Origin of the sequence: Mucilaginibacter sp. (assembly GCF_965225845.1) — a bacterium.
Classification (GTDB): domain Bacteria; phylum Bacteroidota; class Bacteroidia; order Sphingobacteriales; family Sphingobacteriaceae; genus Mucilaginibacter.
Window position 1 is genome coordinate 2712096 of sequence record NZ_CBDDBL010000002.1, and the last position, 26487, is coordinate 2738582.

General features: G+C 39.8%; 22 protein-coding genes and 1 tRNA gene. 5 read left to right on the forward strand and 18 right to left on the reverse strand.

Going from position 1 to position 26487, the window contains the following annotated elements; genetic code table 11:
• Nucleotides 1–35: 35 nt before the first annotated feature.
• The gene (locus ACYZ0U_RS16410; RefSeq protein WP_461453615.1) at nt 36–620 is read right to left on the reverse strand and encodes a Crp/Fnr family transcriptional regulator; all 585 of its coding nucleotides are present in this window, start codon (nt 618–620) and stop codon (nt 36–38) included.
• A gap of 26 nt (nt 621–646) precedes the next feature.
• Here ACYZ0U_RS16410 and ACYZ0U_RS16415 point away from each other — a divergent pair, with 26 nt between their 5' ends.
• On the forward strand, nt 647–1579 hold the full coding sequence (locus ACYZ0U_RS16415) for a carboxypeptidase-like regulatory domain-containing protein (RefSeq protein WP_461453616.1): 933 nt from the start codon (nt 647–649) through the stop codon (nt 1577–1579).
• Between the two features lie 49 nt (nt 1580–1628).
• Here the strand turns inward: ACYZ0U_RS16415 and ACYZ0U_RS16420 are convergent, their stop codons facing one another.
• The 15 genes from ACYZ0U_RS16420 to murB form a co-directional block, all read right to left on the reverse strand.
• Complete coding sequence (locus tag ACYZ0U_RS16420) at nt 1629–3986, reverse strand: glycoside hydrolase family 31 protein (protein WP_461453617.1); 2358 nt, start codon at nt 3984–3986, stop codon at nt 1629–1631.
• 201 nt (nt 3987–4187) lie between these two features.
• The gene (locus tag ACYZ0U_RS16425) at nt 4188–5090 is read right to left on the reverse strand and encodes a nucleotidyltransferase family protein (protein ID WP_461453618.1); all 903 of its coding nucleotides are present in this window, start codon (nt 5088–5090) and stop codon (nt 4188–4190) included.
• Between the two features lie 102 nt (nt 5091–5192).
• A complete protein-coding gene (locus ACYZ0U_RS16430) occupies nt 5193–6308 on the reverse strand; it encodes a M42 family metallopeptidase (protein ID WP_461453619.1) in 1116 nt (371 codons plus the stop codon).
• A gap of 195 nt (nt 6309–6503) precedes the next feature.
• Nucleotides 6504–6917 carry a GNAT family N-acetyltransferase gene (locus ACYZ0U_RS16435; RefSeq protein ID WP_461453620.1) on the reverse strand — a complete coding sequence of 138 codons (414 nt, stop codon included), beginning with the start codon at nt 6915–6917 and terminating at the stop codon, nt 6504–6506.
• A gap of 68 nt (nt 6918–6985) precedes the next feature.
• Nucleotides 6986–8977: a M1 family metallopeptidase gene (locus tag ACYZ0U_RS16440; RefSeq protein ID WP_461453621.1), complete on the reverse strand. Its 1992-nt coding sequence runs from the start codon at nt 8975–8977 to the stop codon at nt 6986–6988.
• 118 nt (nt 8978–9095) lie between these two features.
• The gene (locus ACYZ0U_RS16445) at nt 9096–9443 is read right to left on the reverse strand and encodes a Spx/MgsR family RNA polymerase-binding regulatory protein (protein ID WP_461453622.1); all 348 of its coding nucleotides are present in this window, start codon (nt 9441–9443) and stop codon (nt 9096–9098) included.
• A gap of 8 nt (nt 9444–9451) precedes the next feature.
• Nucleotides 9452–11884, reverse strand: coding sequence for an outer membrane beta-barrel family protein (locus ACYZ0U_RS16450; protein WP_461453623.1), 2433 nt, complete (start codon nt 11882–11884; stop codon nt 9452–9454).
• 133 nt (nt 11885–12017) lie between these two features.
• On the reverse strand, nt 12018–12578 hold the full coding sequence (pth, locus tag ACYZ0U_RS16455; RefSeq protein ID WP_461453624.1) for an aminoacyl-tRNA hydrolase: 561 nt from the start codon (nt 12576–12578) through the stop codon (nt 12018–12020).
• Between the two features lie 110 nt (nt 12579–12688).
• Nucleotides 12689–13273, reverse strand: coding sequence for a 50S ribosomal protein L25/general stress protein Ctc (locus tag ACYZ0U_RS16460; protein ID WP_461453625.1), 585 nt, complete (start codon nt 13271–13273; stop codon nt 12689–12691).
• A 98-nt stretch (nt 13274–13371) separates the two neighbouring features.
• A complete protein-coding gene (locus ACYZ0U_RS16465) occupies nt 13372–14316 on the reverse strand; it encodes a ribose-phosphate pyrophosphokinase (protein ID WP_461453626.1) in 945 nt (314 codons plus the stop codon).
• 148 nt (nt 14317–14464) lie between these two features.
• Nucleotides 14465–14535 (reverse strand) — tRNA-Gln (locus ACYZ0U_RS16470).
• A gap of 95 nt (nt 14536–14630) precedes the next feature.
• On the reverse strand, nt 14631–15587 hold the full coding sequence (locus ACYZ0U_RS16475) for an acetyl-CoA carboxylase carboxyltransferase subunit alpha (protein WP_461453627.1): 957 nt from the start codon (nt 15585–15587) through the stop codon (nt 14631–14633).
• Between the two features lie 50 nt (nt 15588–15637).
• The gene (locus ACYZ0U_RS16480; protein ID WP_461453628.1) at nt 15638–16135 is read right to left on the reverse strand and encodes a hypothetical protein; all 498 of its coding nucleotides are present in this window, start codon (nt 16133–16135) and stop codon (nt 15638–15640) included.
• A gap of 122 nt (nt 16136–16257) precedes the next feature.
• The gene (locus ACYZ0U_RS16485; RefSeq protein ID WP_461453629.1) at nt 16258–16797 is read right to left on the reverse strand and encodes an RNA polymerase sigma factor; all 540 of its coding nucleotides are present in this window, start codon (nt 16795–16797) and stop codon (nt 16258–16260) included.
• 251 nt (nt 16798–17048) lie between these two features.
• Nucleotides 17049–18068, reverse strand: coding sequence for a UDP-N-acetylmuramate dehydrogenase (gene murB, locus ACYZ0U_RS16490; RefSeq protein WP_461453630.1), 1020 nt, complete (start codon nt 18066–18068; stop codon nt 17049–17051).
• Nucleotides 18069–18239: 171 nt separating this feature from the next.
• Between murB and ACYZ0U_RS16495 the strand changes: the two genes are divergently transcribed.
• Nucleotides 18240–19535 carry a sugar MFS transporter gene (locus ACYZ0U_RS16495; RefSeq protein ID WP_461453631.1) on the forward strand — a complete coding sequence of 432 codons (1296 nt, stop codon included), beginning with the start codon at nt 18240–18242 and terminating at the stop codon, nt 19533–19535.
• Nucleotides 19536–19623: 88 nt separating this feature from the next.
• Here the strand turns inward: ACYZ0U_RS16495 and lpdA are convergent, their stop codons facing one another.
• Nucleotides 19624–21027, reverse strand: a complete 1404-nt coding sequence (lpdA, locus tag ACYZ0U_RS16500) for a dihydrolipoyl dehydrogenase (protein ID WP_461453632.1) — start codon at nt 21025–21027, stop codon at nt 19624–19626.
• A gap of 173 nt (nt 21028–21200) precedes the next feature.
• On the opposite strand from lpdA, the gene ACYZ0U_RS16505 reads away from it, so the two are divergent.
• From ACYZ0U_RS16505 to ACYZ0U_RS16515, 3 genes are all read left to right on the forward strand, one after another.
• The gene (locus tag ACYZ0U_RS16505; protein WP_461453633.1) at nt 21201–23075 is read left to right on the forward strand and encodes a CocE/NonD family hydrolase; all 1875 of its coding nucleotides are present in this window, start codon (nt 21201–21203) and stop codon (nt 23073–23075) included.
• 26 nt (nt 23076–23101) lie between these two features.
• Nucleotides 23102–24772, forward strand: coding sequence for a M1 family metallopeptidase (locus tag ACYZ0U_RS16510; RefSeq protein WP_461453634.1), 1671 nt, complete (start codon nt 23102–23104; stop codon nt 24770–24772).
• A 68-nt stretch (nt 24773–24840) separates the two neighbouring features.
• On the forward strand, nt 24841–25584 hold the full coding sequence (locus tag ACYZ0U_RS16515; protein WP_461453635.1) for a head GIN domain-containing protein: 744 nt from the start codon (nt 24841–24843) through the stop codon (nt 25582–25584).
• Nucleotides 25585–25816: 232 nt separating this feature from the next.
• Here ACYZ0U_RS16515 and rplQ read toward each other — a convergent pair whose 3' ends face one another.
• A complete protein-coding gene (rplQ, locus tag ACYZ0U_RS16520) occupies nt 25817–26428 on the reverse strand; it encodes a 50S ribosomal protein L17 (RefSeq protein WP_461453636.1) in 612 nt (203 codons plus the stop codon).
• Between the last annotated feature and the right edge of the window lie 59 nt (nt 26429–26487).

Genomic DNA, 26487 nt, shown 5'->3' on the forward strand with positions numbered 1-26487 from the left:
TTTATATCATGTTTTCATTTCGACCATATAATAATTTAAAAATGCTCCTTTCCTTTAGCCAGTTTACTTTTTATCCTGCTTAAATGCACCGTACTTACGCCCAGATAAGAAGCAATATAGTGCTGCGCCACACGCTGCACAATATACGGCCTATCTTTTAAAAGGCTTTGGTAACGCTGTTCTGGTCTATCGCGAATGAAGGAAACAAACTCGTTCATGTAGTGCATCTGCCGCTGTGCGGAGATATGCAGCATCATTTTCGCGAAATCAGGCTCGTGGCTTAGCTCATCCATTAATTGCATCGTGTATTGCTTGGGCAGCATGTAAATAACCGATGGTTCAATGGTTTCTATGGTGAATAAACTCGGGATGTTATTGATGAAGCTATCGAACGAGGTAAGTCCCTCGTTTTCAAAAAAGAATTGTACCGTTTTGTCGTCGCCATTATTATTGAAAAAGAATCGTACGCAGCCTTTCTCAACAAAAATATAGTTCTGGGATATTTTGCCTTCGTCCAGCAAAATTGTTTTCGCCGGCACTTCCATGCGCTTTTGAACTGGCAGGTACTTATCCCAATACTTGTTTAGCTGCGGGAATTTATCACGAAAATGGAATATCATCTAAGCTAAGTTACTATATTTAAGCAATGAAATTTATATACCTGGCCTTTTTCATATTCAATATAAGTGTAGTTAATGCTCAACAAATACACTTACAGGGAACTATAAAGGATGCCGAAACCAACCAACCAATCGCCGCAGCTACGATCAGTATCCAATCAAAAGAATTGTATTACCCGGCTGATAACGCAGGCAGATTCAATATAGAAACGGATTCACCGGTGAACAGCGATTCGGTTATCTTTTCATGTATCGGTTACAAAACAAAAAAGGTAAAAGCGGCCGATCTATCTCCCGGCATCATCGTTAAGCTCGAGCTTAATATAAATGTGCTGCAGGAAGTTAAGATCAACAGTAAACCGATAATCCCTATAAATGTAGGAAGCAAGTACAAATATGGGAAATACAGTATACCGCTTAAGCCGGGATTTGATCAGGCCTATTTTATGGATGGATCAAAAAATGTAAAGGGTATTATCCAATCGGTTGGCTTTTATTTAGGCAATGGGATAGGTATAATTAAAGGTGGCGATATTACAACGCCATTCAGGATAAGGATTTTTGCTGTTGATACCAATGGCACGCCGGGTAGGGAATTAACTAAAGATATTATCGTAGTTCATGGCGAGAAAAATAATGCCTGGTTTGATGCTGATCTATCTGCCTATCATATCCCAAATCCTGACAGCGGCTTTTATGCATCCTTTACTTTATTGACTGATGAATACTACCAGATCAACAAAAGCATAAGGACAGCTGATTCATTATACAGTCCAAACAATGTTGGAAATGCTGCTGAAATAATTACGCCACGACTTGGGATGATGAAGGGTGGGAAGATCCCACAGCGTTCTTATTTTTCTACTGAAAAGGGATTTCCGATTACACACAGGGCCTGGCAAAAGGATTATTTTAACTTCAGCTATTTAATACGGGCTACAATAATACCTGAATACTAAAAACAGACCTTAAGAAGTTTTTAAAACTTCGTAAGTCTGTTAGTGTCAATTAATATTTAACTATCATTTCTTTGTTATCATTACCAAATGCTAATCCTGATGCTTTTCCATTTAACTTGATCGTCTTAACCTCTCTATCGAAGCCATGCAATACCAATTCAATCTGGCTATATTTTGATGCAAACAATCCTTCAACCGCTGAAAGGCTGATCTCTTTTTTAGTAGGGTCAAAGCTGATAGTGCGTTTGTAAAAAACATCTTTTTGATAATCGTAAGACGTACCATCATCCTCATAATAAACAAATGAATTGGCTTTGGTACCATTCCAGATGTTGATCTTCAGGATGCCATCACCTTTTTCTTTGGTATTCTGCACTACGCTTTGCATCGGGATGATGGCGCTGCCTTTAACAAATACCGGCAGATCAGTCAGCGGTGCAGATGCATTGATTATTTTACCGCCCTCATATTTTTCGCTGGTGCTTAAGCGGTACCATTCGCCTTTTGGCAGGTATACATCTTCGCTTAACCTGGTGCTTTCAACCGGTGCTACTAATATGCCATCGCCAAATAAAAACTGGTTTTGGAAATGCTCGGAGTAAACGCTGTCATCCTGAGTATAATTTATAGCCAGTGTGCGGCTTATTGGTAAACCTGTTAAATGCGACTGGTAAAAACTTGAATAAATGTATGGCAGCAATTTGTAGCGCTGCTCAATATCTTTTCTGATGACATCCTCGTTTTCTTTACCCCATAACCAAGGCTCACGATGTTTGGTATCATGTGCCGAGTGGTTACGGAACATTGGCGTATATACGCCTAATGAGTTCCAGCGGACCATCAGCTCAGGTGTTGGATCACCGGTAAATCCGCCAATATCGACCCCAACTAATGACATGCCGGTTATACCCAAACTATTTACCAAACGCGCGCCTAATAACATGTGGGCATCATAGGCAGAGTTGTCACCTGTCCATACTGCCGAAAAGCGTTGTGTGCCTGAATATGCTGCACGTGTTAACACAAACGGACGTTTATTACCCATTAGTTTTTTAGTACCTAAGTAAGTAGCTTCCGCCATTTGCATACCATATACGTTGCGGATCTCCGGCATATAATATTTACCGAATTTTACCATGTATGGAATATTTTGGTTCCACACAGCAGGTTCATTCATATCATTCCAAAAACCTTCAACGCCCGGTTCCGTTAATGCGCTGAATGATGCACCCCACCAGTCACGCACTTCTTTACTGGTAAAATCAGGGAAGTGCACACGGCCAGGCCATACTTCTGCTGTATATTTCTCCCCGTTTGGATAGGTAGCGAAATAGTTTTTAGTTATCCCTTCATCAAACTGCTTATAGCCTTCCTCAATTTTAATACCCGGGTCAACAATGGTAACCAAGTTAAAGTCCATATCCTTTAGCTTGGTCAATAAACCTTTGGGATCAGGAAAAGTAGTTTTATTCCAGGTGAAGATTTTGTAATGATCCATGTAATCAATATCACAATACATCACATCTGCCGGTATCTTATCTTTACGCAAATGCGTGGCTATATCTAATAATTCATCCGCGCTCATATAGCTCCAGCGGCATTGCTGATAGCCGAGGCTCCACAATGGCGGCATTTCCATGCGGCCTGTAAGCCATGTATAGTCTTCTATGATTTGTGCCACGCTTTGCGCACCGAAGAAGTAATAATTCATATCGCCTCCATCGGCGCCAAACCAACTGGTTTGATTATCGGTAGATGCACCAAAATCAAAATAACTTTTATGGGTATTATCAAAAAACAACCCATAAGTTAAACCACCATGCATCCCTACAAAAAACGGGAAGGTTTCATATAATGGATCGGTAGTTGGGCCATGATTAGGTGCATCAGTGTTCCAGTTTACGTAAGAACTGCCACGACGGTCAAGATTGCCCGTCTTTTCGCCCAAGCCGATAAAACGTTCGTCTTTATATAATTTACGGTAGTTCACCACCCTTGCTCCCTGCCAGTTTGTACCAAAACTTGGGTCGTCCTGACTTAGAGCCCTACCATCTGCAGTATAAAAATTGAACCTTAGTGGGGATTTATTAATCACCAGCTTTAAAGCCGATGTAGTAACTTCAATGGTATTGCCGTTGTCTTTATATTGGATGTCGGCTGCGGGCTCTTTAACTACCGCAAATGATGTATCCAGGCTATGCTCTTTACTGATACTTACCCTGATGATGCTGGGTGTGTAAATCCAAACCCTTGCTTCGGCCTCTTTGGTTTTGATGATTAAAACATTGTCTTTTTTATTTACACTTTCGGCATTCCCTAAGATCTGTACATCCATATGTTGTTGGGCAAATAAATTTGATGAATAAACTGCTAACAGAATAACGAGCGACAAGCAATAACGTTTCATTTTTTAATAATTGGTATTTTCAAAAGTAATAATTATCCGGGAACGTTGCCGGAAACATCGAAACAAAATTCGAAATGGTTGCGTTTTGTTTTACCACAGAAGTAGTAAAGAGAAGGTACAGACATAAAGAGCGTTTATTTCCTATCTGTATAAACAAAAAATCCCGCTCGAGGCGGGATTTGTATATCTATTTTAATTTATTTATGCCCAAAGATTCTCCGGATAAAAACCGCTGTTTACCAAATCAGAGATACATTTTTGAACGATAGGCTTGTCTTCTTTATAAGTAACACCAAACCATTTTGATGCAGTTGGGATCACTTTAAATGATGCGATATTCTCTTTAATTAATTTATCAGCTACCAAAGGAATAAAAAATTCTGATTTTGGATTGTTTTCATTCGCTGCAACAAAATCGCGAAACATTTGCTCGCTTTGTTTAAATACAGCCGGCGTAAATCCCCAAAAATTCATGGATACACGGGTATCGGTAGGTAATTCGGTTTCAACTCCACCTTCCTCATAAACTACTTTTCCGCCGTCCTTAAAATAAACCTGCGTACGCTCATTTACCTCAATCATATTGCCGTTGTCATCAACCTTACACACACCGCGTGATACCGAACCATAATCAGATAAAGTTTTATCTATTTGGTATCCTATTAATGAGTATTTGTCATCAGCAACTTCGGTTGTTAAAAACTTGGCCATTTTTTCAAATGAGTCATAGCCATAAAAGTCATCCGCGTTAATTACGCAAAAAGGCTCATTGATCTGGTTTCGGGCAGCTAATACCGCATGGGCAGTTCCCCATGGTTTAGCGCGCTCAATTTCTTTATCAATACCAAAAGGTTTCAGGTCATAGCTCTGGAAAACGTAATCAGTTTCCACTTTACCGGCTAGTTTAGGTTCGAAAATAGCCTTAAAATTTTCTACAAATTCCTCGCGGATAATAAAGCTGATCTTTCCAAATCCCGCCTTAATGGCGTCATAAATTGAATAATCAATAATGGTTTCGCCATTTGGGCCAAAGCCATCAACTTGTTTCATGCTGCCATAGCGACTGGCCATACCTGCTGCCAGTATTAATAGTGTAGGTTTCATATATTTAAGGATAGTATGTTTATAACTGTAAATATGACATTTTAAAATGAGATATTCTACTTAGTATACTGTTTAATATTTAAAATGTTTTAAATGCACGCGCTATTTAATATATCTAAAGTCCTGCCCGGCCTTAATGTTCAGCAGTGATTCATAGATCAGGCGTATCACGTTATCCACGTCTTCCTTGTGGATCATCTCTACAGTGGTATGCATATAACGCAATGGCAAGGATATCAATGCCGATGGTACACCATCATTTGAATAAGCAAATGCATCGGTATCAGTTCCTGTTGATCGTGATGATGCCTGGCGCTGGAAAGGGATCTCTGCCTTTTGAGCAGTCTCGATCAATAGCTTGTTCAGGTTGTTTTGCACTGCAGCCGCATAAGATACTACCGGCCCTTTACCACAAGCCAGGTCGCCCTGTGTTATCTTGCTGATCATCGGCGTTTGGGTATCATGCGTAACATCAGTTACAATAGCTACATTCGGCTTAATATGATGAGCGATCATCTCTGCACCACGTAAACCGATCTCTTCCTGAACAGCATTGACGATATATAAACCGAAAGGCAGTTTCTTTTTATTTTCTTTTAATAAACGGGCAACCTCGGCAATCATAAAGCCACCGGCACGGTTATCCAGGGCACGGCCAACATAGTAGCGGTCATTCAACACCATAAATTCATCCTCGTAGGTGATAACACAGCCTACATGGATACCTTTTTTCTCTACTTCATCCTTTGATGTACAACCACAATCCAGGAAAATGTTCTTTAATGAGGGCGCCTCCTCTTTTTCACCGGCACCACGTGTGTGGATAGCAGGCCAGCCGAAAACAGCTTTTACTATACCATTGTCGGTATGGATATTTACTCTTTTTGATGGCGCAATCTGGTGATCTGAACCACCATTACGAATAACATAGATCAATCCATCACTTGTGATATAATTTACAAACCAGGAGATCTCATCAGCATGGGCCTCGATAACAACTTTATATTCAGCTTTTGGGTTAATGATGCCTACGGCAGTTCCGTAGTTATCTACATAATGCTCATCAATATAAGGGGCAATATAATCAAGCCATAATTTTTGTCCTGTCCATTCAAACCCTGTTGGGGATGGATTATTGATGTAAGTCTCAAAAAAAGCAAGAGAAGTTTCATTTACAACCGGAGTATGCTTTGCTGTATCAGTTTTTTTTTTAGCCATTTATTTAGTAGCCATTAGCATTTAGCCACACGCAAATATAATAAAGCTGATGATAATGCTATATATTAAATAACCATCCGGATTTATTAATGGGTTAACATTTAATTTATATCCCATGCGTTACTTTGTACAAGTAATTTTTTTTCAGAAAAATTAGTTTAGTTTGGTTAAAAGCCGGTGTGGTGACCGGCTTTTTTAAATATCTTTTTCCATCAATTCATAATCAATCCCCATTTTACTGTAGGTGCTGCCTGTTTGCTCGAAACCATGCTTTGCGTAAAATGAAACGGCCGATAATCTTGCATTACACCATATGCGCTTACCACCTTCAGCTTTGGCAAAAGCAGTTACATAATTAAGCATCAGGCTGCCTATGCCCATATTTTGTACGCTTGGATCTACTGCCACTTTTCTAAATTGAAAATCGTTTCCCTTCTGAAATAAGGAGATCACACCAACAAGCCAACCATCTTTAAACGCGCCAAAATGGACGCCGTCGAGGTCTTCAGTCATGCTCATATCACGCACCCCAAGGCTAGGGTATAAAATCTCCTGTCGTAGTTTCCAGGTTAGTTCGTGGCGTATTTGTTCTATCGATATTTCTTCCATTAATTTTATTTGATGCCAAGATATAAAACCTGTTAAACAAAAAGTCCGGCTTAGCCGGGCTTTTAATGTTATTTACTTGTCCAAACATTGTTGGCCGGATTATAATCCGGGAACACGTTATCAGGGTCATAGGTAACTGATTGTATTTCTTCAGTTGACGGATATTTGAAAGTCCAGCTTGCAAAGCGCTCCCAAATTTCTACAGGTAAATGTACTCGATCGGTTTTTCCGCTTTTGGTTTTAATTTCGAGGGTAACAGGCATTGCCATTTTATCCAGGTTGTCAATGGTGATCAAAGCCCCTTTTGCAGGGTCATTATCAACATATTTAACATCGCTTACGGCAACATCTAAACGCCAGTTGTTTACAAACCACCCTCTCCAGAACCATTGCAGGCTTTCGCCGGAAACATTTTCCATCGTACGGAAGAAATCATCAGGTGTTGGGTGTTTATAGGCCCACCTGTTGATATAAGTTTGAAATGCACGGTCAAAGCGATCCGGCCCTAATATCTGCTCACGTAATAATGTTAATGCAATACTCGGTTTAAAATATAAAAGCAAACCGGTATTTCTTTCTTTAAGGTCAGCCGGTTCTGTTAACACGGGTTCCAGGTCGGGGTTAGTAATTACAGGCCCCATACGGTGCATGTCCATCGGCGCTTTGGGTTTGTACTCGCCGTTATTAAAATCAGCAGTTGATAAGGTATTGATAAAAGTATTAAAACCTTCATCCATCCAGCCATATAAACGCTCGTTTGAACCTACGATCATAGGGAACCAGGTATGACCAAACTCATGATCATTTACGCCCCATAAACCTTTTCCTTTAGACTTATATCCGCAAAATACAATTCCGGGATATTCCATACCGCCAACTATACCTGCAACTACCGTGGCATTAGGGTAAGGATATTCAAACCATTTTGATGAGTTGAATTCCAATGATTTTTTTACGTACTCTGTTGAACGTCCGTAAGCATCGTTGCCATCGCTTTCAACCGGGTAAGCTGAAATAGCCATTGCTTTTCTTCCGCTTGGCAAGTCCAATTTTGCTGCATCCAAAATAAATGCTGCTGAAGACCCCCATGAGGCATCGCGTGCATTTTTAATTTTATAGTGCCAGGTTAAAGTGCTTTTTCCTGATGGGCGGGATGAAGGATCGGTTATTTCGCTGGCGCTACGGATGATCACCGTTTTTTCGCTTTGCGAAGCTGCTTCCCAACGTTTTAACTGCTCCGCAGTATAAACCTCAGTTGGGTTTTGCAATTCACCTGATGCTACAACGATGTGATTGGCAGGCGCGGTAATGCTCAGGTCGAAATCACCATACTCAAGATAAAATTCTCCAGGGCCAGTGTATGGGATAGTATTCCAGCCCATTATATCATCATAAACGCACATACGCGGATACCATTGCGCTATCTGGAAGATCTTTCCGTTTTTGGTTGTCAATACACCCATACGGTCTGATCCGTAATCTGGGGCGATGAATGACCACTCTATCTGGATCTTTACTTTAGCACCATTAGCCTCCAATTCTTTTGGCAGGAAAACTTGCATACGGGTATCGGTGATTAAATATTTCACGTCAATACCGTCAGCTTTAACCGATTTGATCTTGTCGCCGGCATCAAATATTTGTCCGCGTCCCCAATTACGGCTGCCGGTTAAAGGGACAATAGCAGTACCTCTTGAATCGGCACGGAAAAGGTTTTGTTCAACCATCATCCACAAAAAGCCGAGTTTTTGCGGGCTGTTATTGGTATAAGTTATAGTTTCAGAGCCTGTAACTTCATTAGTTTGATCATTAAGTGAAGCGGCTATCTGGTAATCAGCACGGTTTTGCCAGTACTTTGCCCCGGGTTGGCCATCGGCTGCACGATATTCATTACCATTCTTGCTGTAAAACAAGGGAGCAAAAGCATCGCGATAATTGTACTTGGATTCAGGGGCTGCAGGAGTTGTAGTTGTAGCAGCAGCAGGTTGTTGCTGTGCATATGAAAAGCTTACAGCAAGTAATAAAGCCGGCAAAAAGCCCGCTATCAATTTTAATTTCATTATTAGTCAGTTAAAAATTTCGGAGACCAATATAGTATAAAATTGGCTAAATGCTGTAAGGTAAAATAATTGTTACCAAAATATTTATTTAGCCTAAAGCAGATAGCATTACGATACCCTACTTATTAAAGTGCTGTTTATAAGCTTGTTCGTCAAAACCAAAAAACAAAAAGTCTTCATCCTCTATGACAGGGCGTTTTATCATGCTGGTTTTTTGTTGCAATAAAGGCAATGCTTCTGCGGCACTTTTTACGCTTATTTTTACAGCAGGCTCAAGTTGTTTCCAGGTTAGGCCCTGTTTGTTTAAAAACTTTTCGTAACCGGCTTTGCCGTTCCATTCATTAAGCTTTTGCTCACTTACGCCCAGCTTTTTAAAATCCTGGAACTCGTAATCAACGTTATTCTCCTTAAACCAGTCTAATGCTTTTTTAACTGTATTGCAATTGGTTATTCCGTATACTTTCATCTAAATAATTATTGACCGCCGCCGCTCCCTGATTTACCTGCAGTATCATCATTATTAATACCATGCTGGTTTTTCTTAATATCACTGTTCAGCTTGCCAAATTTATAACTTATTCTAATAGCGAATGTGCGGTAGGTATTTTCATTGTTCATTTGCTGGTAAAAATCAGGGGTGCTGGTATATGAAGATGCGTTCCAGAATTTACTCCATGGGTTATTAGCTACAAAAGATATGTTGGCATTTTTATTTAACAAATCCTTACTGAAAACGTAGGAGTTGAAAATAAAATAGCTTGATTTTCCCTGTAAATTAACGTTGCCGCTAAAGTAACCAGTATTGGTGCTTATACGATAGCCATCATCAAACTTATAACTTATACTGGTAAACATATTGCCAACATAACCCGTATTTTTATCAAGGCTACCGTCATAAAAACCCTTTAACATTACATAATTAAGCAAGCCGTTTATATTTATTGATAATTTTGTAGTAATAGGGTAATTGGTATTCACGTTTAACCCCAGGCTTTTGTTGCTGCCTAAATTTTCGTAGGTTGAGTAGGTAACATTATCACCCGTTAAATTGCTAACGTTTTGTATAGAATTATTTGAGAAAGAATAGCTAAGCCCAAGATTTATTGATCCTTTTGAAAACTGACTGTAATTAAGTTCAAAAACGTGGTTTAGTTCTGGCTTCAAATCAGGATTGCCTTCGGTAATGAATTGCGGATTAGAGCGGTTTACAAACGGGTTTAGTTCATAAATATTCGGGCGCTGTATGCGTTCTGTAAAACCAAAGTTAAAGCTGCTAGTACTGGTTAATGAGCGTTGTATTGATACCGATGGGATAAGATTTCTGTAATTGGTTTTTAAAGTGGTATCAACCGAACTAAAGTCCGCACCTATTGTAGTTTCTTCTAATCTCAACCCTGCTTTTGCTGTCCACTTAGCCAGTTTTAACTGGTAAGAATTATATAAGCTATATATGTTTTGATGATAAGTAAAGTTATCGGTTTGGCTTGGATCAAGTATATATTCGTTAGATGTATTGTTAAGCGTATCCGATTGAAAATCGCTAAAATCATTTCTTAAGATAGCCTTTCCACCTGCTTCCATACTTAATGCTTTACTCATTGGCTGGGCATAATCTACCTGGATGGTATGCTCCCTTGTTCCTGCGTTGTTGTATTGATTATAATTCGCCTGCGGATAGTTATATATTTCTCTAAAATCATTGCTTGTACTTTGTGTATTTGGCGAATAGCTGTATTTGTAAGATAGCGTGAGTAACTGATCTTTACTTCTTTTAAATCCTAACTGGTAATTAACACTTGCATCAAAAGCCTTATAGTGCGAGTTACTGGCATTATTCTCATAATAGCGTTGTGTGAGCGAATCACCAATCATAGTTTTGGTTAATCCATTAGTTGCCTGGCCATCTTTGTCTGTTTCAAAATCAATAGATGCGGTAAGCAAATTAAGTGTATCAATTTCATAACTAAAATCACCGTTGGCATATTTATAATTGCCGTTCCAGCTGTTTAATCCCGATTGGGTCAGCACAGATTGATTGGTGAAGAAATCCTCGGTACTGCTGTAGGGCGTCACCGTTTTATTTCGAATTCCGGTGCCTGCATAACCTGAAAACCCGAATTTACCCTGTTTAACAGTACCATTTAAATTTATACCAGGACCCCAGGCAGTATTGTCACGTATATTTACACCAACATTATAACCTTCGTCAATATTTTTAGTAGTGATGATATTGATAATCCCGGCTAAACCTTCGGCATCATACTTAGCAGGCGGCGTTGTTATAACTTCAATCTTCACAATGTTAGTCCCCGGCATTGAGCGTAACACATCCGATGGATTTTTCGCCAACAAGGCCGATTCTTTACCATTGATCAATATTTTATAATTGCCACTACCTTTTAGCTGGATATTATCATTAGCATCAACTGTTAATAAGGGAACTTTACGCATCATATCCAGCGCTGTTACCGATTTGCTTTCCGGATCAGCAGCTACATTATAACTAATCCGGTCAACCTCTTGAGTCATTAAAGGTTTAACCGCTGTTATTACCACATCCTTTAATTGGTTGCTTGATGTTTGCAGCATTATTTTTCCGAAATCAAAAAGTTTATTGTTACCTTTTAAAGCTAAAACCTTGCTTTTGTACCCTACAAAAGCCAATACTAATTTATAGGATTTTCCTGTCAGGGCTTTTAACTCAAACGTTCCGTCATCTTTTGTCAAATTGCTTTTTACGGGTGAGTTTGTTGAAGCATCCTGCAGGGCAACAGTTACATAGCCTAATGGTTGGTTTGTAGTGGAATCAATAGCTATACCTTTTACAACTATTGTTTGCGGAGCGGTTTGAGCAAAAGATGCGAAAGAAATAAAACAGCAAAAAAGTGCTGGTAGAAATGTTTTCATTAATGATATGAGTTTCGGTAATAGACACAGGAATTACCCTGCCGTTACAATAAAAGTAAAAGTATTTTACTTTATGCAGATAATGAACCGTTTAACAAAGTTTAACTATGTCTTGAACAGAATTTAACATTTACTACTTGTTGTAGCGTGTCATGGTAAGCTCGGTGCCAACGGTAACAAAGCTTTTGATCATTTCTATAGACCGATCAATTAAGGCGGGGAGTTCAGGCTGTTCATCGGCATCAAATCCGCTTAACACATAATCAGCCTGGCGGCCTTTGGAGAAATTATCGCTTACGCCAAAACGTAACCTGGCATATTCATTATGGCCAAGGGTAGCTTCTATATTTTTAAGGCCATTGTGGCCAGCAGCACTACCTTTGGGCTTTAAACGTAGCGTACCTAATGGTAAAGCAATGTCATCTACAATCACCAGCACATTTTCAACCGGTATCTTCAATTCGTTCATCCAATAGTTAACCGCCTTACCGCTTAAATTCATGTAAGTGGTAGGTTTTATAAGGCAAAGGGTGCGGCTTTTATAAGGCACTTCGGTGTAATAGGCTAAACGCATGTTATAAAACTTATTGTTTTCCTGCTTTACCAACTCATCCAGCACCATAAAACCTATGTTATGCCTTGTATCAGCATACTCCGGACCAATATTACCCAAACCAACTATCAGATATTTCATTTCAAATGCGAAGATATATATTTAAACAAAAACAGCGATAAGTAAACTTATCGCTGTTAATCTTAAAATCATAAATCAATCAGTTTAAGCTGATCAATCCAGAAATCGTGTTATTTTTTACCTTGAGCTGCTTCTTGCTCAGCCTGACGTAATGCACGTGAAGTAGTTACCGAAACGATGGTATCCTCTTTAGCGTTGGTGATAGTCAGGTTTGGAAGGCTAATTTCAGCTACTTTAACTGATTTACCAACCTCTAAGTGCTCGATGCTTACTTCGATAGCATCCAGGTGATCTTTAGGTAAAGCTTTGATGCGTAGTTTTCTTAGTTTTTGAACTAATTTACCACCCGCTTTAACACCTGGAGAGCTTCCGGTTAATTTGATCGGAATTTCGATAGTTACAGGTTTTTTCTCATCTAATAACAGAAAATCCACGTGGATAATTTGCTCTGTTAATGGGTGAAACTGAAGATCTTTAATAATAGCCTGTGAAGTAACACCAGCAATTTGTAAATCGATGAAATGAACAACCGGTGTATAAACTACGGCTCTCAAATCAGCTGCGGACACTGCAAAGTGGGTTTGGGTTGGCCCACCGTAAAGTACTGCCGGTACCAAAGCCTGGTAGCGTAGTTCTTTAGCGTCTCGTTTCCCTACGTTCTCTCTTGGAGAACCGCTAATAGCAATTGATTTCATTATTTGTATTTATTAATTAAGCCCACAGCTAACATGCTATGGATTTTCTTTATTTAATTCGACTCGCCATGGACTATAACCCATGGACCATCGACTAATTAGTCTACTCTAAAAAGCTGGCTTATAGAGCCATGCTCGTTTACATTTTCAATAGCGCTTGCAAATAATTTAGCTGTTGATAATACTCTTATCTTATCGCTTTTGTATTTAAGCGGTATGGTATCGGTAACGATCAATTCTGATAAAACAGAATTTTCAATTATTTCATATGCTTTACCTGATAATACCGGGTGTGTACAAACCGCCCTTACACTACGTGCGCCACGTTCCATAATTAAAGCTGCTGCTTTTGCTAAAGTGCCCGCAGTATCGCAAATATCATCTATCAGTACAATATCCTGGTCGGTAACATCACCTATCAGGGTCATTGATTCAATTTCATTAGCGCGTTTACGGCGTTTATCGCAAATTACAACCTCGGCATTAAAAAACTTAGCGAAACTGCGTGCCCTGTATGATCCGCCCATATCCGGTGAGGCAACTGTTAAATTACCCAGGCCCAGGCTTTTGATATAAGGCACAAATATGATAGATGCATCCAGGTGATCAACCGGGATATCAAAAAATCCCTGTATTTGTGCCGCGTGTAAATCCATGGTCATAATGCGGTTAATACCTGCTGCAACCAATAAATTAGCCACCAACTTTGAACCGATAGCCACACGTGGTTTATCTTTCCTGTCCTGCCTTGCTAACCCGAAATAAGGTATAACTGCCGTTACATAATGCGCCGAAGCCCTGCGTGCAGCATCAATCATCATCAGCAACTCCATTAAATTATCAGTTGGCGGGTTGGTTGATTGTATCAGGAATACATCACATCCGCGTACCGACTCATTAAAATGTGGCTGAAACTCGCCATCGCTAAACTTTGAAAGAACAACTTCGCCTAAATCGCGACCATAAGCATCAGCAATGTTTTGCGCCAGTACTGTTGTACCTGAACCTGCAAATAACTTAATAGGGTTAAATTGTAAAGGCATTTTTTATTTCGGATTTTAGATTTACGATTTCAGGTTTAAACCCTCCTCTCAAATCTCATTACAAATGCTATATAAAAAACAATTTCGGATCCCGATCGACGAATTAGATAATTCTAAAATCGCAGACCTAAAATCCGAAATTAAACTGTTGCCCGACCAGGATTCGAACCTAGACAAACGGTACCAAAAACCGTCGTACTACCATTATACTATCAGGCAATCTCCTTTGGTTTGTTATCCATCCCGAAAAGGAATGCAAATATAGGACGATTTTTCAAACTTTAAAAATGAATTTGAAAAAAGTATTTTACAGCTTAATCTTCTATTACAACGCCCATTGAGCCAAATTTCTCGATCCGCTCATTCACAAGTTCGTCAACAGGTTTTTCTCTAAGTACTTTAAGGTCTTTTAGTAATTGTTTTTTGAGGGTAGACGCCATAGCAACTGGATCCTGATGCGCGCCGCCAAGCGGTTCTTTGATCACACCATCTATCAATTTATTTTTCAACATTTCTGTTGAAGTCAGTTTCAAAACTTCTGCCGCGCGTTCTTTATTTTCCCAGGTTTTCCATAAAATGGTCGAACAATTTTCCGGCGAGATCACCGAATACCATGAATTTTCCAGCATCAAAACTTTATCACCTATCCCAATACCCAATGCACCGCCTGATGCACCTTCACCGATAATCACACAAATGATAGGCACTTTTAATACCGACATTTCCAGTAAGTTACGCGCAATTGCTTCGCCCTGTCCTCGTTCTTCGGCTTCTAGGCCGGGGAATGCTCCGGGCGTGTCAATCAATGTTATTACCGGCTTATTGAATTTTTCGGCCATTTTCATCAGCCTTAACGCCTTGCGGTACCCTTCAGGATTTGGCATACCAAAGTTCCGGTATTGGCGCTCCTTGGTATTTTTTCCTTTTTGGTGCCCGATGATCATCACGCTTTGGCCGTTTATAGTACCAAAACCACCAACAATAGCTTTATCATCACCAACGGTACGGTCGCCGTGCAGCTCAATAAAATCATCGCACATCAGCTCAATATACTGCAAAGTATAAGGCCTTTCCGGATGACGGGAAATTTGTACTTTTTGCCAGCCGCTCAGGTTAGCATATATCTCTTTTTGCGTTGTGTTAAATTTTTCCTGCAATTCTGCAAGGGTTGCAGACATATCGAGGTTATTTTTTTCTTCAACCTGCTTAACTTTTTCCATCTGCTGTTGCAGTTCGGCAAGCGGTTTTTCAAAATCAAATGTAATCTTCATACAGTTAAAATGGGGATTGCAAATTTACACAAAATTAAGCGTGATATTGTTTATTTATGATTTTCCAGTTTTTCAAACAATTTAATCTGTCCTTCACTTAATAATCCTTCTGTTTTGTAACAAGCCTGTAATATGGCATTTCTTATTTCACCCTGGTATAAACCATAGCGGTTGGTATAAAAAATGATAGTTCCATCATCCAACTGATGTGTCCTGAAAAGGTCATCCAGCTTTTTTTCATTGGTGATAATATTACCTCCCATTTCTACCCTTTTTCGATGCAGTTCGGTATTAATTGCTGTTAACTTACTTAATTGGATTGGACTAAGATCAAGTTGCTTTTTGTACTGAAGCACCTTATCGGGCATGGGGTAATGGTTCAGCTCGGCAACTGCAGCCATATTATCCAGGTCGACACCATTTATTAAAGCTTCATAGCGCGCTGAAGTAATACTTTTAACGGTCGAATGATTCACTGAACTATCAGTTTGCGCATAGGTATATCTGCAATAGAAAGTAAATACTATAATAACCGCTTTTTTTAACATGGATAGTAATTAATGACTAAGGTATATATTTTGAGTTTAAACGCCCCAACAAATGCTTATAAATAGAAAAACCCGCTCTTATAAAGCAGGTTTTTCCTATATATATGTTGAGTTTAATTATATTAAAATTCTTCGGCGTATACCGGTTTTTTAACCCCATTATCATAAGCTTTTAAGCTTTTCTTTAACAGCTTACGTGCTACGTGTATGCGGGTTTTAACTGTTCCGATAGGGATAGTCAAATGATCAGCAATCTCGTGGTATTTGTGTCCTTCAAAATACATAGTAAATGGCACGTAGTAGTCTGAAGGTAAACGGTCCATCGCACGTTTGATATCATCCATGACGAATTTTGATTCACCCTGATTTTTTGTTGAGCTGAATACTAAGTTTGGAGAAGAAATCTCGTCAGATTTAGTAACGAATGTGCTCATTTTAACAAAACGGCGATAATTATTAATGAAGGTATTTTTCATAATGGTATATAACCAACCTTTTAAATTTGTACCTTCTTTAAATTTATTATAATAAGTTATAGCTTTCAACATTGTATCCTGAACAAGGTCGTTTGCATCGTCAGCGTCATGTGTAAAGTGTAAGGCGTATGACCTTAGTGAACTTGCTTGACGTAATACCAGGGTGTTAAACTCAATCTTTGTCATTCTGTTAATGTTTTAGTATTAACAGAAAGGCAAACATGATACCATGTACCAAAAACATTACAGCACTAACAATATATCCCAGGCCTTATGTAAAAAATAATACGATTAGCATAAATTTTGTTTTTGCACAAAAAGCGAATTTTTATATTGTAAAACACTCATTTACATATAAATGACAATCCATTTATCGAACAATGCTCAATAAAGAACACGCAAATACCAATAAATTAAAATTGTTTTAAAAAGATGTTTTAATTGATAACATTTACTTCGCGTTCCAGCGTAACGCCAAATTTACTGTACACACTGTCTATGATTTGCGACGATAAGTTGTACACTTCTCTGCCCGTTGCACCGCCATGATTCACTAATACCAGCGCCTGGTTATGCCATGTACCTGTATTGCCTACTACTTTTCCCTTCCAGCCGCATTGTTCTATCAGCCATCCGGCAGCCAGCTTCACATAGCCATCAGCCGTAGCATAATTAACAACATCCGGATAATGTTCGCGCACAATATCAAACTCGTCTTTAGGAATAACAGGATTCTTAAAGAAACTACCCGCATTGCCTATCGTTGATGGATCGGGCAGTTTGGATACCCTTATGTGTGAAACAACCTTAGATACGTCCTTAATAGTTGGATTGGTAATTCCCCTATTTGCTAATTCATCTTTAATTGCGCCGTAATTTAATCTAAGATTTTGAACCAGGGACAATTCAAATTTCACAGACACTATGATATAGTGTCCCTTCATATCATTTTTAAATATGCTATCGCGATAATCAAACTGGCAGTCGGCTTTGCTGAATGTTTTAAATTCGCCGGTTGCTATTTCAAAAGCATTACAGCTTAAAAAAATATCTTTCAGCTCCACCCCATAAGCGCCGATGTTTTGTACAGGCGATGCGCCCACCGAGCCGGGGATCAGGCTCAGGTTTTCCATCCCGGCGAAACCGTTATCAACACAATAATTAACTAAATCATTCCAAATCTCGCCTGCCCCGGCCACAACCAGTACCTGCTGATTATTAATGCGGTAATCGATGCCGTGAATATTCATATGTATCACCAAACCTGCAAAATCCTTTCTGAAAAGCACATTACTGCCACCGCCCAAAACCAAGCGCTCCATTTGCGTCCATTGCGGATCCATAAAAAGCTCAATTAGTTCCTCGGCGCGGTTTATTTCAACAAAATATTTAGCAGAAACATCAATACCGAAAGTGTTAAAGTTTTTAAGCGATACGTTTTGTTGAATATGCAGCATTCGAATGATTATTTGAGCCGCAAATTTGCTAAAATTTATTGGTGCAGCATGATTTCGTAATGTTTAAGGCTAAAATTTTATAATCTGTTAACAAAATCGTACATCTTTTAATGTTTTTTTATTATTTTAGGAACTTAAATATACTTATTAAAAAATTTAAAGAAGTAACAAATGTCAGATACTCCAAAAAAATCAGGTTTGAATCCTATCATTATTATCGGGATTTTATTTTTTGTATTCGGTTTTGTAACCTGGTTAAATGGTACGTTAATACCTTATTTAAAAATAGCCTGCCAGCTAAATAACTTTGAATCGTACCTGGTTGCGTCAGCATTTTATATAGCTTATTTATTAATGGCTAAGCCATCGGCCTGGTTATTAAAAGTATTCGGATTTAAAAATGGCATGGCTGTAGGACTGATCATCATTGCCGCGGGCGCGCTAATTTTTGTGCCTGCTGCTTTAACGCGCATTTACTCTATATTTCTTTTAGGCTTGTTTATTCAAGGCTCTGGCTTGGCTGTATTACAATCTGCATCAAACCCATATATTACCATTTTGGGCCCGCCCGAAAGTGCCGCCAAGCGAATCAGTATTATGGGTATATTTAACAAGTTTGCCGGCGTACTTGCGCCTATCGCATTAGGTTCCGTAGTATTAAGCAATATCGATTCCTTTAACGCCAAACTGGCGACTCTTAGTGGTGCAGAAAAGATAGCACAGTTAAATGAACTGGCATCACGGGTGATCGTTCCTTACGCTTTAATCGTTATTGTATTGGTTATATTAGGAATACTGATCTATTTCTCCGGTTTGCCTGAAATTGATACTGATCTTGAAGATGAAACCTTAGCAGCCGCGAATTCGGCCAAAACAAGCATTTTTAATTTCCCGCACTTAATAATAGGTGTGATCGCCTTATTCTTCTATGTAGGTGCCGAAGTTATAGCCGGCGACTCTATCATCAGTTATGGCGTCGCGCATCATATGCCTTTATCCCAAGCACGTTACCTGGCATCATGTACATTAGGCTTTATGGTAATAGGCTATATCGCCGGGATCGTCTTTATTCCAAAATACATTTCGCAACAAAAGGCGTTGGTTTGCTCAGCAATATTGGGCGTATTATTAACTATTGTTGCCGTACTTGCGCCTAAATATGTATCGATAGCCTGTATTGCACTTTTGGGGTTGGCAAACTCATTAATGTGGCCTGCAATATGGCCTTTGGCGTTATCAGGCTTAGGCAGATTTACTAAAATCGGTTCATCGTTCCTGGTGATGGGTATTGCGGGTGCTGCAGTTTTCCCACCATTATATGGTTTATTGGTTGATGCAACTAAAACATCACAAGGCCCCGAAATGGCTGCACAAACCTCTTATTGGATCCTAATACCCATTTATTTGTTCATCCTTTATTTTGCTACCATTGGGTATAAGAAGGGCAAGCACGTGATAGCAGTTTAAGCATTCTAAAAAAGGAGAAACAACATAAATTATTTCTCCCTTTAATAAATCAAAAATTCAAATCCAAATCGAAATTTCTAAATCCGAATTAAATATGGATCGGCCTGTTATCCGTTGCTGCTAAGCAAGCTTCGCGCATAGCCTCGGTATAGGTTGGATGCGCATGACTTGTGCGCGATACATCTTCTGCAGATGCACGGAACTCCATCGCTATAACAGCTTCGGCGATCATATCCGCCGCACGCGGGCCGATAATATGTACACCTAAAATTTCGTCGGTGGTAGCGTCAGCCAAAACTTTAACAAAACCGTCAAGATCACCACTGGCTACTGCCCTGCCTGCTGCGCGGAACGGGAACGAACCTATTTTGTATTTCACGCCTTGCTCTTTTAATTGCTCTTCTGTTTGTCCAACAGCGGCAACTTCAGGCCAGGTATATACTACACCTGGTATCAGGTTGTAATTGATATGTGGTTTTTGTCCCGCGATGATCTCGGCAACCATGGTACCTTCGTCTTCGGCCTTGTGAGCCAGCATCGCTCCGCGGATCACATCGCCAATGGCATAAACACCTTTAACGCTGGTTTCCATATGCTCGTTAACCGGAATCTTTCTGCCGCGTTCCTCAACGGTGATGCCAATCTTATCCAAACCTAAATTATCGGTATAGGCTATACGGCCAACCGCAACCAGGCAATAATCGCCTTTTAATTCTTTTTTATCGCCGTTAGGTGCGTCAAACGTTACGGTAACTTCCTTGCCTTTTACAGTCGCCCCGGTTACTTTGTGGCCGGTATAAAACTCCAAGCCTTGTTTTGATAACACACGTTGTAATTCTTTACCTAAACCTTTATCCATGGTTGGGATAATACCATCCATAAATTCAATTACAGATACTTTAGCGCCTAAGCGTGAATAAACCGAACCCAATTCCAAACCGATAACACCACCACCGATCAGGATCAGGTGTTTAGGCACTTCCGTAAGGGTTAACGCTTCGGTTGACGTAATGATGCGTTTCTTATCGACCTTTAAAAATGGCAGGCTTGATGGTTTTGAACCCGTAGCGATGATCACATTAGTACCGGTAATTTCCTGCTCGGTACCATTTTCTTTTTTAATGATGATGGTGTTTTTATCTTTAAAGGAGCCAACGCCCTGGTATGAATCTATTTTATTCTTTTTGAAAAGAAAAGTGATACCACCTGTGTTCTTCGCAACAACTTCAACTTTACGTTTCATCATCTGCGCCATATCAACCGATAAGTTATCCAGGTTAATACCGTGCGTTTTGAACGAGTGAGATGCGTTATAATAATGTTCGCTCGAGTCAAGCAATGCCTTTGACGGGATGCAGCCTACATTAAGGCACGTACCCCCAAAAGTTGAGTATTTTTCGATACAGGCTGTTTTTAAACCTAATTGGGCACAACGTATAGCGGCTACGTAGCCACCCGGACCCGAACCGATTACGATAACATCATATTGCATAGTTAGTGTATTTTGGAACGCAAAGTTAAGCATTATCCAATAGCCTCAAAATGAATAAGTGTTACATCAACGTCAATTATTTATCAGTAATTATGTTACATAATAATTTTCTGATTTAACGCTTAAATTATACTGTGTTTAATTAAATTAGCTGCTTAACTGATCACCACACAATGAAAAAAATCTTACTCCTTTTTGGGTTAATTATACTGTCGACCCAATTGCGGGCTCAAACTACTGCTGAGGATTCTACCTACATCAGGCAAAACTATATTAAAATGGAAAAGCAAATTACCATGCGCGATGGTAAAAAACTATTTGTCGCCATTTACATGCCTAAGGACCAATCAAAAAAATATCCTATCCTGATGACCCGCACGCCTTATAATGTTGGCCCTTACGGACCAGATGCTTATAAAAAGATGCTGGGCCAAAATATGCTGTTTGCGAAGGCTGGCTATATTTTTGTTTATGAGGATGTGCGTGGCCGATGGATGAGCGAGGGCCAGTTTGTGGATGTTCGTCCGCAAATCGACAATAAAAAAGGTAAAAATGATATTGATGAAAGCAGTGATACCTATGATACAATAGATTGGTTGATCAAAAACGTACCTAATAACAATGGCAAAGTGGGTATTTTGGGTATTTCCTATCCGGGTTTCTATTCAACTGCATCACTACCAAACGCGCACCCGGCTTTAAAGGCGGTATCGCCGCAGGCGCCTGTCACTGATTGGTTTATCGGCGATGATTTTCACCACAATGGCGCTTTCTTTTTAATGGATGCATTTTCATTTATAACTAATTTTGGCGTGCCACGATTAAAACCAATCACGCCGGATCAATTTAAAAATGGGGTAAAATATACTTTAAAGGATAATTATAAATTCTACCTGGAAATGGGCGCCCTGCCTAACTACAAAAAGAAATACATGGGCGATTCGGTAAAATTCTGGAATGATATTATGGATCACCCTAATTATGATTTTTTTTGGCAGGCGATGAATATCCGTCCACACCTAAAAAATATTACGCCCGCTACGATGGTTGTCGGCGGATTTTTTGATGCCGAGGATTGCTTTGGTGCGTTGCATGTTTACAAATCTTTACAGGAACAAAACCCGGAATCTCACCCGAACATGCTGGTTATGGGTCCTTGGTTCCACGGTGGCTGGGAACGTGGCGAAGGGCAATATTTTGACGACCAGAATTTCGGCTCAAAAACAAGTGTTTGGTTCCGCGAGAATGTGGAGCTGCCATTTTTTAACTATTACCTAAAGGGTGAAGGCGAAATGGCTTTACCAAAAGCCACCATCTTCATTACCGGATCAAACGAATGGCATAAATTCAGCTCATGGCCGCCACAAAACACCGAAGAAAAGACGCTCTATTTTCAGCCGAATGGCAAATTAACGTTCAGTCAACCCACAACTACCGATAGCTTTGATGAATATGTAAGCGACCCTAATGCGCCTGTACCTTACCAGGACGGCATACAGGAGCGCCGTACCCGTGAGTATATGCTGGATGACCAGCGTTTTGCTGAGCGCCGCCCGGATGTAAAAGTTTATCAAACAGATACGCTGACTGAAGACATTACCCTAACAGGTCCGGTTATTGCCAACCTGTTTTCATCAACAACCGGTACTGATGCTGATTATGTCGTTAAACTGGTTGATGTATTCCCAGATAATTATCCTAACCCGGTACCAAATCCAAAAGGTGTAATTATGCAGGGATACGAAATGCTGATCCGTGGTGAGATCTTCAGGGCGCGCTACCGTAATTCATATGAACATCCTGAAGCAATGGAGCCCGGCAAGGTTACCGAAATAAAATATGCGATGCCTGACGTTGCACATACTTTTAGAAAAGGGCACAGGATCATGATCCAGGTACAAAACTCATGGTTCCCGCTGGTAGATCGTAACCCGCAAAAATTTGTAGATATTTACACCGCAAAGGATTCAGATTTCCAAAAAGCGACAATACGCATTTATCACGACACACAAAACCCATCATCAGTTAAAGTAATCGTACTACAATAAATTTTAATTACACATCAATAAAGATCATGAAAGCATATCGCTTATTATTAATTGCCTTAGCTGCCGCAACGCTAAATGCAAACGCCCAGTTAGGCAAACCCAAAGAAACTTTTACCAAAGCCGACACCCTGCGCGGCGATTATAACTCGCCTTTAAGAGCTTGTTACGATATTAACTATTACCACTTAGATGTGAAGTTTGATATCGATAACAAATTCATCAGCGGCAGCACATTGTTTAAATTTACTGCTACGCAGGATTTCACCAAATTACAATTCGACCTGTTCTCTAACTTAAAAATTGAAAAAGTTGTGTATAAAGGACAGGAATTACCTTATACCCGTGAGTTTAACGCAGTATTTGTAACTTTCCCTAACACCATAGCAAAAGGCAGCATTGACGAGTTTACCGTATTTTATTCAGGTAACCCAACGATTGCTAAAAACGCGCCGTGGGATGGCGGGGTAGTTTACACTACCGATTCGCTTAAAAAACCTTGGGTTGCTACAGCTTGCCAGGGCTTAGGAGCAAGTGTGTGGTGGCCTAATAAAGATCAGCAAGCCGATGAGGTCGACAGCGCCCTGATCAGCATCAGCGTACCAAATGGTTTAAAGGATGTTTCTAACGGACGTTTACGTAAAATTACCAAACTGAAAGATGGTTATACCCGCTTCGACTGGTTTGTGGCAAACCCGATAAATAATTATGACATAGAAGCCAATATTGGTGATTACACGCATTTTAATGATGCATATGATGGCGAAAAAGGTAAATTAACACTTGACTACTGGGTACTTACTTACCATTTAGAACAGGCGAAAAGACAGTTCGGTTTAAATGTTAAAAAAATGATCAGTTCATTTGAGCATTGGTTTGGACCGTATCCTTTTTATGAAGATGGTTATAAGCTGATCGAAACCCCGCACTTAGGCATGGAGCACCAAAGTGGTACAGCTTACGGAAATCACTTTGTTAATGGTTACTATTCACACGGTAGAGGTTTCGATCTTTCAGGAACCGGCTGGGGTTTAAAATGGGATTATATCATCATTCACGAAAGCGGACACGAATGGTTCGGTAATAATATCACATCGAAAGATTTAGGGGATATGTGGATCCATGAATCGTTTACAGATTACTCGGAATCATTATTTGTTGAAAGCTATTACGGCAAGCAGGCGGGCCAGGAATACGTTCATGGCTTACGTACAACAATCGCTAATGACAGGCCTATTGTTGGCCCGTATGGTGTAAATAAAGAAGGGTCTGAGGATATGTATAATAAGGGATCTGTATTTTTGAACATGATCCGTACTATTATTAATGATGATGAAAAATGGCGCAGCATTCTTAGAGGGTTGAATAAAACATTCTATCATAAAACTGTAACTTATGAGGATATAACGGGCTATATCAATAAAGAGTCAGGTATAGATTTCACCTCTTTCTTTGATCAATACCTGCATCATAGCACCCTGCCGATATTGATTTTCAATACATACAATGGCACTTTATATTGCCACTGGACAAGTTGTGCACCTGGTTTAAAAATGGCTGTGAAGATGAAAACTAAAGGTGGCGAGTATAAATTTATTAATGTTGGCCAAAGCCCAACCCAGGTAGATATTGATGGTGTTACCGAAGATAATGTTGAGGTTGACACATTCAATTATTACATAGGTATATTAAAAAACTAAATTAATTTTGGTTAGTGTGCAACGTAAATCTTTTGTGTGCGTCATATAAACAAATAACAATACAAATCATGAAATCACTAACCAGAATCTTATTAGCCACGGCGCTTGTTACCGGCGCAGGTTATACTTATGCAAAGCCCATTGTTACAACTAAGGCAAAAGTTTTAAATGATGTACAGGACAGGCATCTTTCCGGCTTTAACGCCATTGCAGCGCAAGGCTCTTTTGATGTAATTATAACACAAGGCTCATCGGAGTCGGTTAAAGTTGATGCTCCTGCAGATCTTATGGATCGTGTAATAACAGAAGTTGATAACCATGTGTTAAAGATCCACAATAAACGTCACAACGGATCTGACTGGAACGGGGACTGGATGGGACACAAAAAAATAACTGTTTACGTTACCGTTCGTGATGTTAACTCGGTTGATATTAGTGGCTCAGGTAACGTATCTTTTAAAGACGGCCTGCATGCTGAAAGTTTAAATTTAAGTGTAAGTGGATCGGGAGATGTTATCGGTAAGGTTGAAACCAAGGATCTGGATTGTAATATTTCAGGCTCAGGCAATATGAAGCTGAGCGGCCATGCGGAACACTCATCAGTAAGTGTATCAGGTTCCGGCGATTATAGCGCACGTGATGTTGTTACATCAACGACGGCTGTACAAGTGTCGGGATCTGGTAACGCAAGTATTAACGCAAGCAGCACCGTCACAGCTTCAGTATCAGGATCGGGTGATGTAAGATACACCGGAGGAGCGCATAATATTGTGAAGCATAAATCAGGTAGCGGCGATATTAGCGGCGACTAATAACCGATATTTTAGCAAATAGAAAAGGCTTGGTTCTTATGGAACTAAGCCTTTTCTATTTGCTAAACTGTCATTTCGACCGGAGATAAAAATCTTCTTCGATTTGCGGATCGTAATGTTAAGGTTTAAAAAATCTCTCCCTCCGGTCGAATGACACTAATAAAGTATATACTAAACATAAACGTCCTGCTCAATGAGTAGGACGTTTATTTAATCTTAAAAGAAAAATTAATTATTCTCCTTTTTCAGCATTTTCTTCGTTAGCAGCCGGTGCTTCCGGAGTGTGTTCTGTTGGTTCGTGCTGTGATGCAGGGGTTTCAATTTCGATCTCATCAGCAGCTGTCTCACCAAGTTCTAATTCAGCAGGGGCTTCAGCCGCTGGTGCAGCAGAATCCTGAGCAACAGGAGCAGCTTTCGCTTTTGCTGAACCACCACGACGACGTGTAGTCTTTTTAGCAGTTTGAGCGCTATCAGCACCATAAACCGTGTTGTAATCAACTAACTCTATCATTGCCATTTCAGCGTTGTCACCTAAACGGTTTTCTATTTTGATGATACGGGTGTAACCACCCGGGCGGTTAGCAATTTTTTCAGCAATATCGCGGAACAGGATGCTAACAGCATCTTTATCCTGCAAATAGCTAAATACGGTACGACGTGAATGCGTAGTATCGTTTTTTGATTTAGTTAAAATTGGCTCAACATAACCGCGTAAAGCTTTTGCTTTCGCTAATGTTGTAGTAATACGCTTGTGTAAAATAAGCGAAGTTGCCATGTTACTCATCATCGCCTTACGGTGACTGTTAGTACGGCCTAAATGGTTTACTTTTTTTCCGTGTCTCATTGTTATTTAATTTTAGCACGTGCATACCGTTGGGCGACAAGTAGGTCAAGCCCGCGGAA

Excerpts from the sequence above, each read along its gene's own strand:
- ACYZ0U_RS16410 (WP_461453615.1), bottom strand. The coding sequence starts at position 620 with ATGATATTCCATTTTCGTGATAAATTCCCGCAGCTAAACAAGTATTGG.
- ACYZ0U_RS16415 (WP_461453616.1), top strand. The coding sequence starts at position 647 with ATGAAATTTATATACCTGGCCTTTTTCATATTCAATATAAGTGTAGTT.
- ACYZ0U_RS16420 (WP_461453617.1), bottom strand. The coding sequence starts at position 3,986 with ATGAAACGTTATTGCTTGTCGCTCGTTATTCTGTTAGCAGTTTATTCA.
- ACYZ0U_RS16425 (WP_461453618.1), bottom strand. The coding sequence starts at position 5,090 with ATGAAACCTACACTATTAATACTGGCAGCAGGTATGGCCAGTCGCTAT.
- ACYZ0U_RS16430 (WP_461453619.1), bottom strand. The coding sequence starts at position 6,308 with ATGGCTAAAAAAAAAACTGATACAGCAAAGCATACTCCGGTTGTAAAT.
- ACYZ0U_RS16435 (WP_461453620.1), bottom strand. The coding sequence starts at position 6,917 with ATGGAAGAAATATCGATAGAACAAATACGCCACGAACTAACCTGGAAA.
- ACYZ0U_RS16440 (WP_461453621.1), bottom strand. The coding sequence starts at position 8,977 with ATGAAATTAAAATTGATAGCGGGCTTTTTGCCGGCTTTATTACTTGCT.
- ACYZ0U_RS16445 (WP_461453622.1), bottom strand. The coding sequence starts at position 9,443 with ATGAAAGTATACGGAATAACCAATTGCAATACAGTTAAAAAAGCATTA.
- ACYZ0U_RS16450 (WP_461453623.1), bottom strand. The coding sequence starts at position 11,884 with ATGAAAACATTTCTACCAGCACTTTTTTGCTGTTTTATTTCTTTCGCA.
- pth (WP_461453624.1), bottom strand. The coding sequence starts at position 12,578 with ATGAAATATCTGATAGTTGGTTTGGGTAATATTGGTCCGGAGTATGCT.
- ACYZ0U_RS16460 (WP_461453625.1), bottom strand. The coding sequence starts at position 13,273 with ATGAAATCAATTGCTATTAGCGGTTCTCCAAGAGAGAACGTAGGGAAA.
- ACYZ0U_RS16465 (WP_461453626.1), bottom strand. The coding sequence starts at position 14,316 with ATGCCTTTACAATTTAACCCTATTAAGTTATTTGCAGGTTCAGGTACA.
- ACYZ0U_RS16475 (WP_461453627.1), bottom strand. The coding sequence starts at position 15,587 with ATGAAGATTACATTTGATTTTGAAAAACCGCTTGCCGAACTGCAACAG.
- ACYZ0U_RS16480 (WP_461453628.1), bottom strand. The coding sequence starts at position 16,135 with ATGTTAAAAAAAGCGGTTATTATAGTATTTACTTTCTATTGCAGATAT.
- ACYZ0U_RS16485 (WP_461453629.1), bottom strand. The coding sequence starts at position 16,797 with ATGACAAAGATTGAGTTTAACACCCTGGTATTACGTCAAGCAAGTTCA.
- murB (WP_461453630.1), bottom strand. The coding sequence starts at position 18,068 with ATGCTGCATATTCAACAAAACGTATCGCTTAAAAACTTTAACACTTTC.
- ACYZ0U_RS16495 (WP_461453631.1), top strand. The coding sequence starts at position 18,240 with ATGTCAGATACTCCAAAAAAATCAGGTTTGAATCCTATCATTATTATC.
- lpdA (WP_461453632.1), bottom strand. The coding sequence starts at position 21,027 with ATGCAATATGATGTTATCGTAATCGGTTCGGGTCCGGGTGGCTACGTA.
- ACYZ0U_RS16505 (WP_461453633.1), top strand. The coding sequence starts at position 21,201 with ATGAAAAAAATCTTACTCCTTTTTGGGTTAATTATACTGTCGACCCAA.
- ACYZ0U_RS16510 (WP_461453634.1), top strand. The coding sequence starts at position 23,102 with ATGAAAGCATATCGCTTATTATTAATTGCCTTAGCTGCCGCAACGCTA.
- ACYZ0U_RS16515 (WP_461453635.1), top strand. The coding sequence starts at position 24,841 with ATGAAATCACTAACCAGAATCTTATTAGCCACGGCGCTTGTTACCGGC.
- rplQ (WP_461453636.1), bottom strand. The coding sequence starts at position 26,428 with ATGAGACACGGAAAAAAAGTAAACCATTTAGGCCGTACTAACAGTCAC.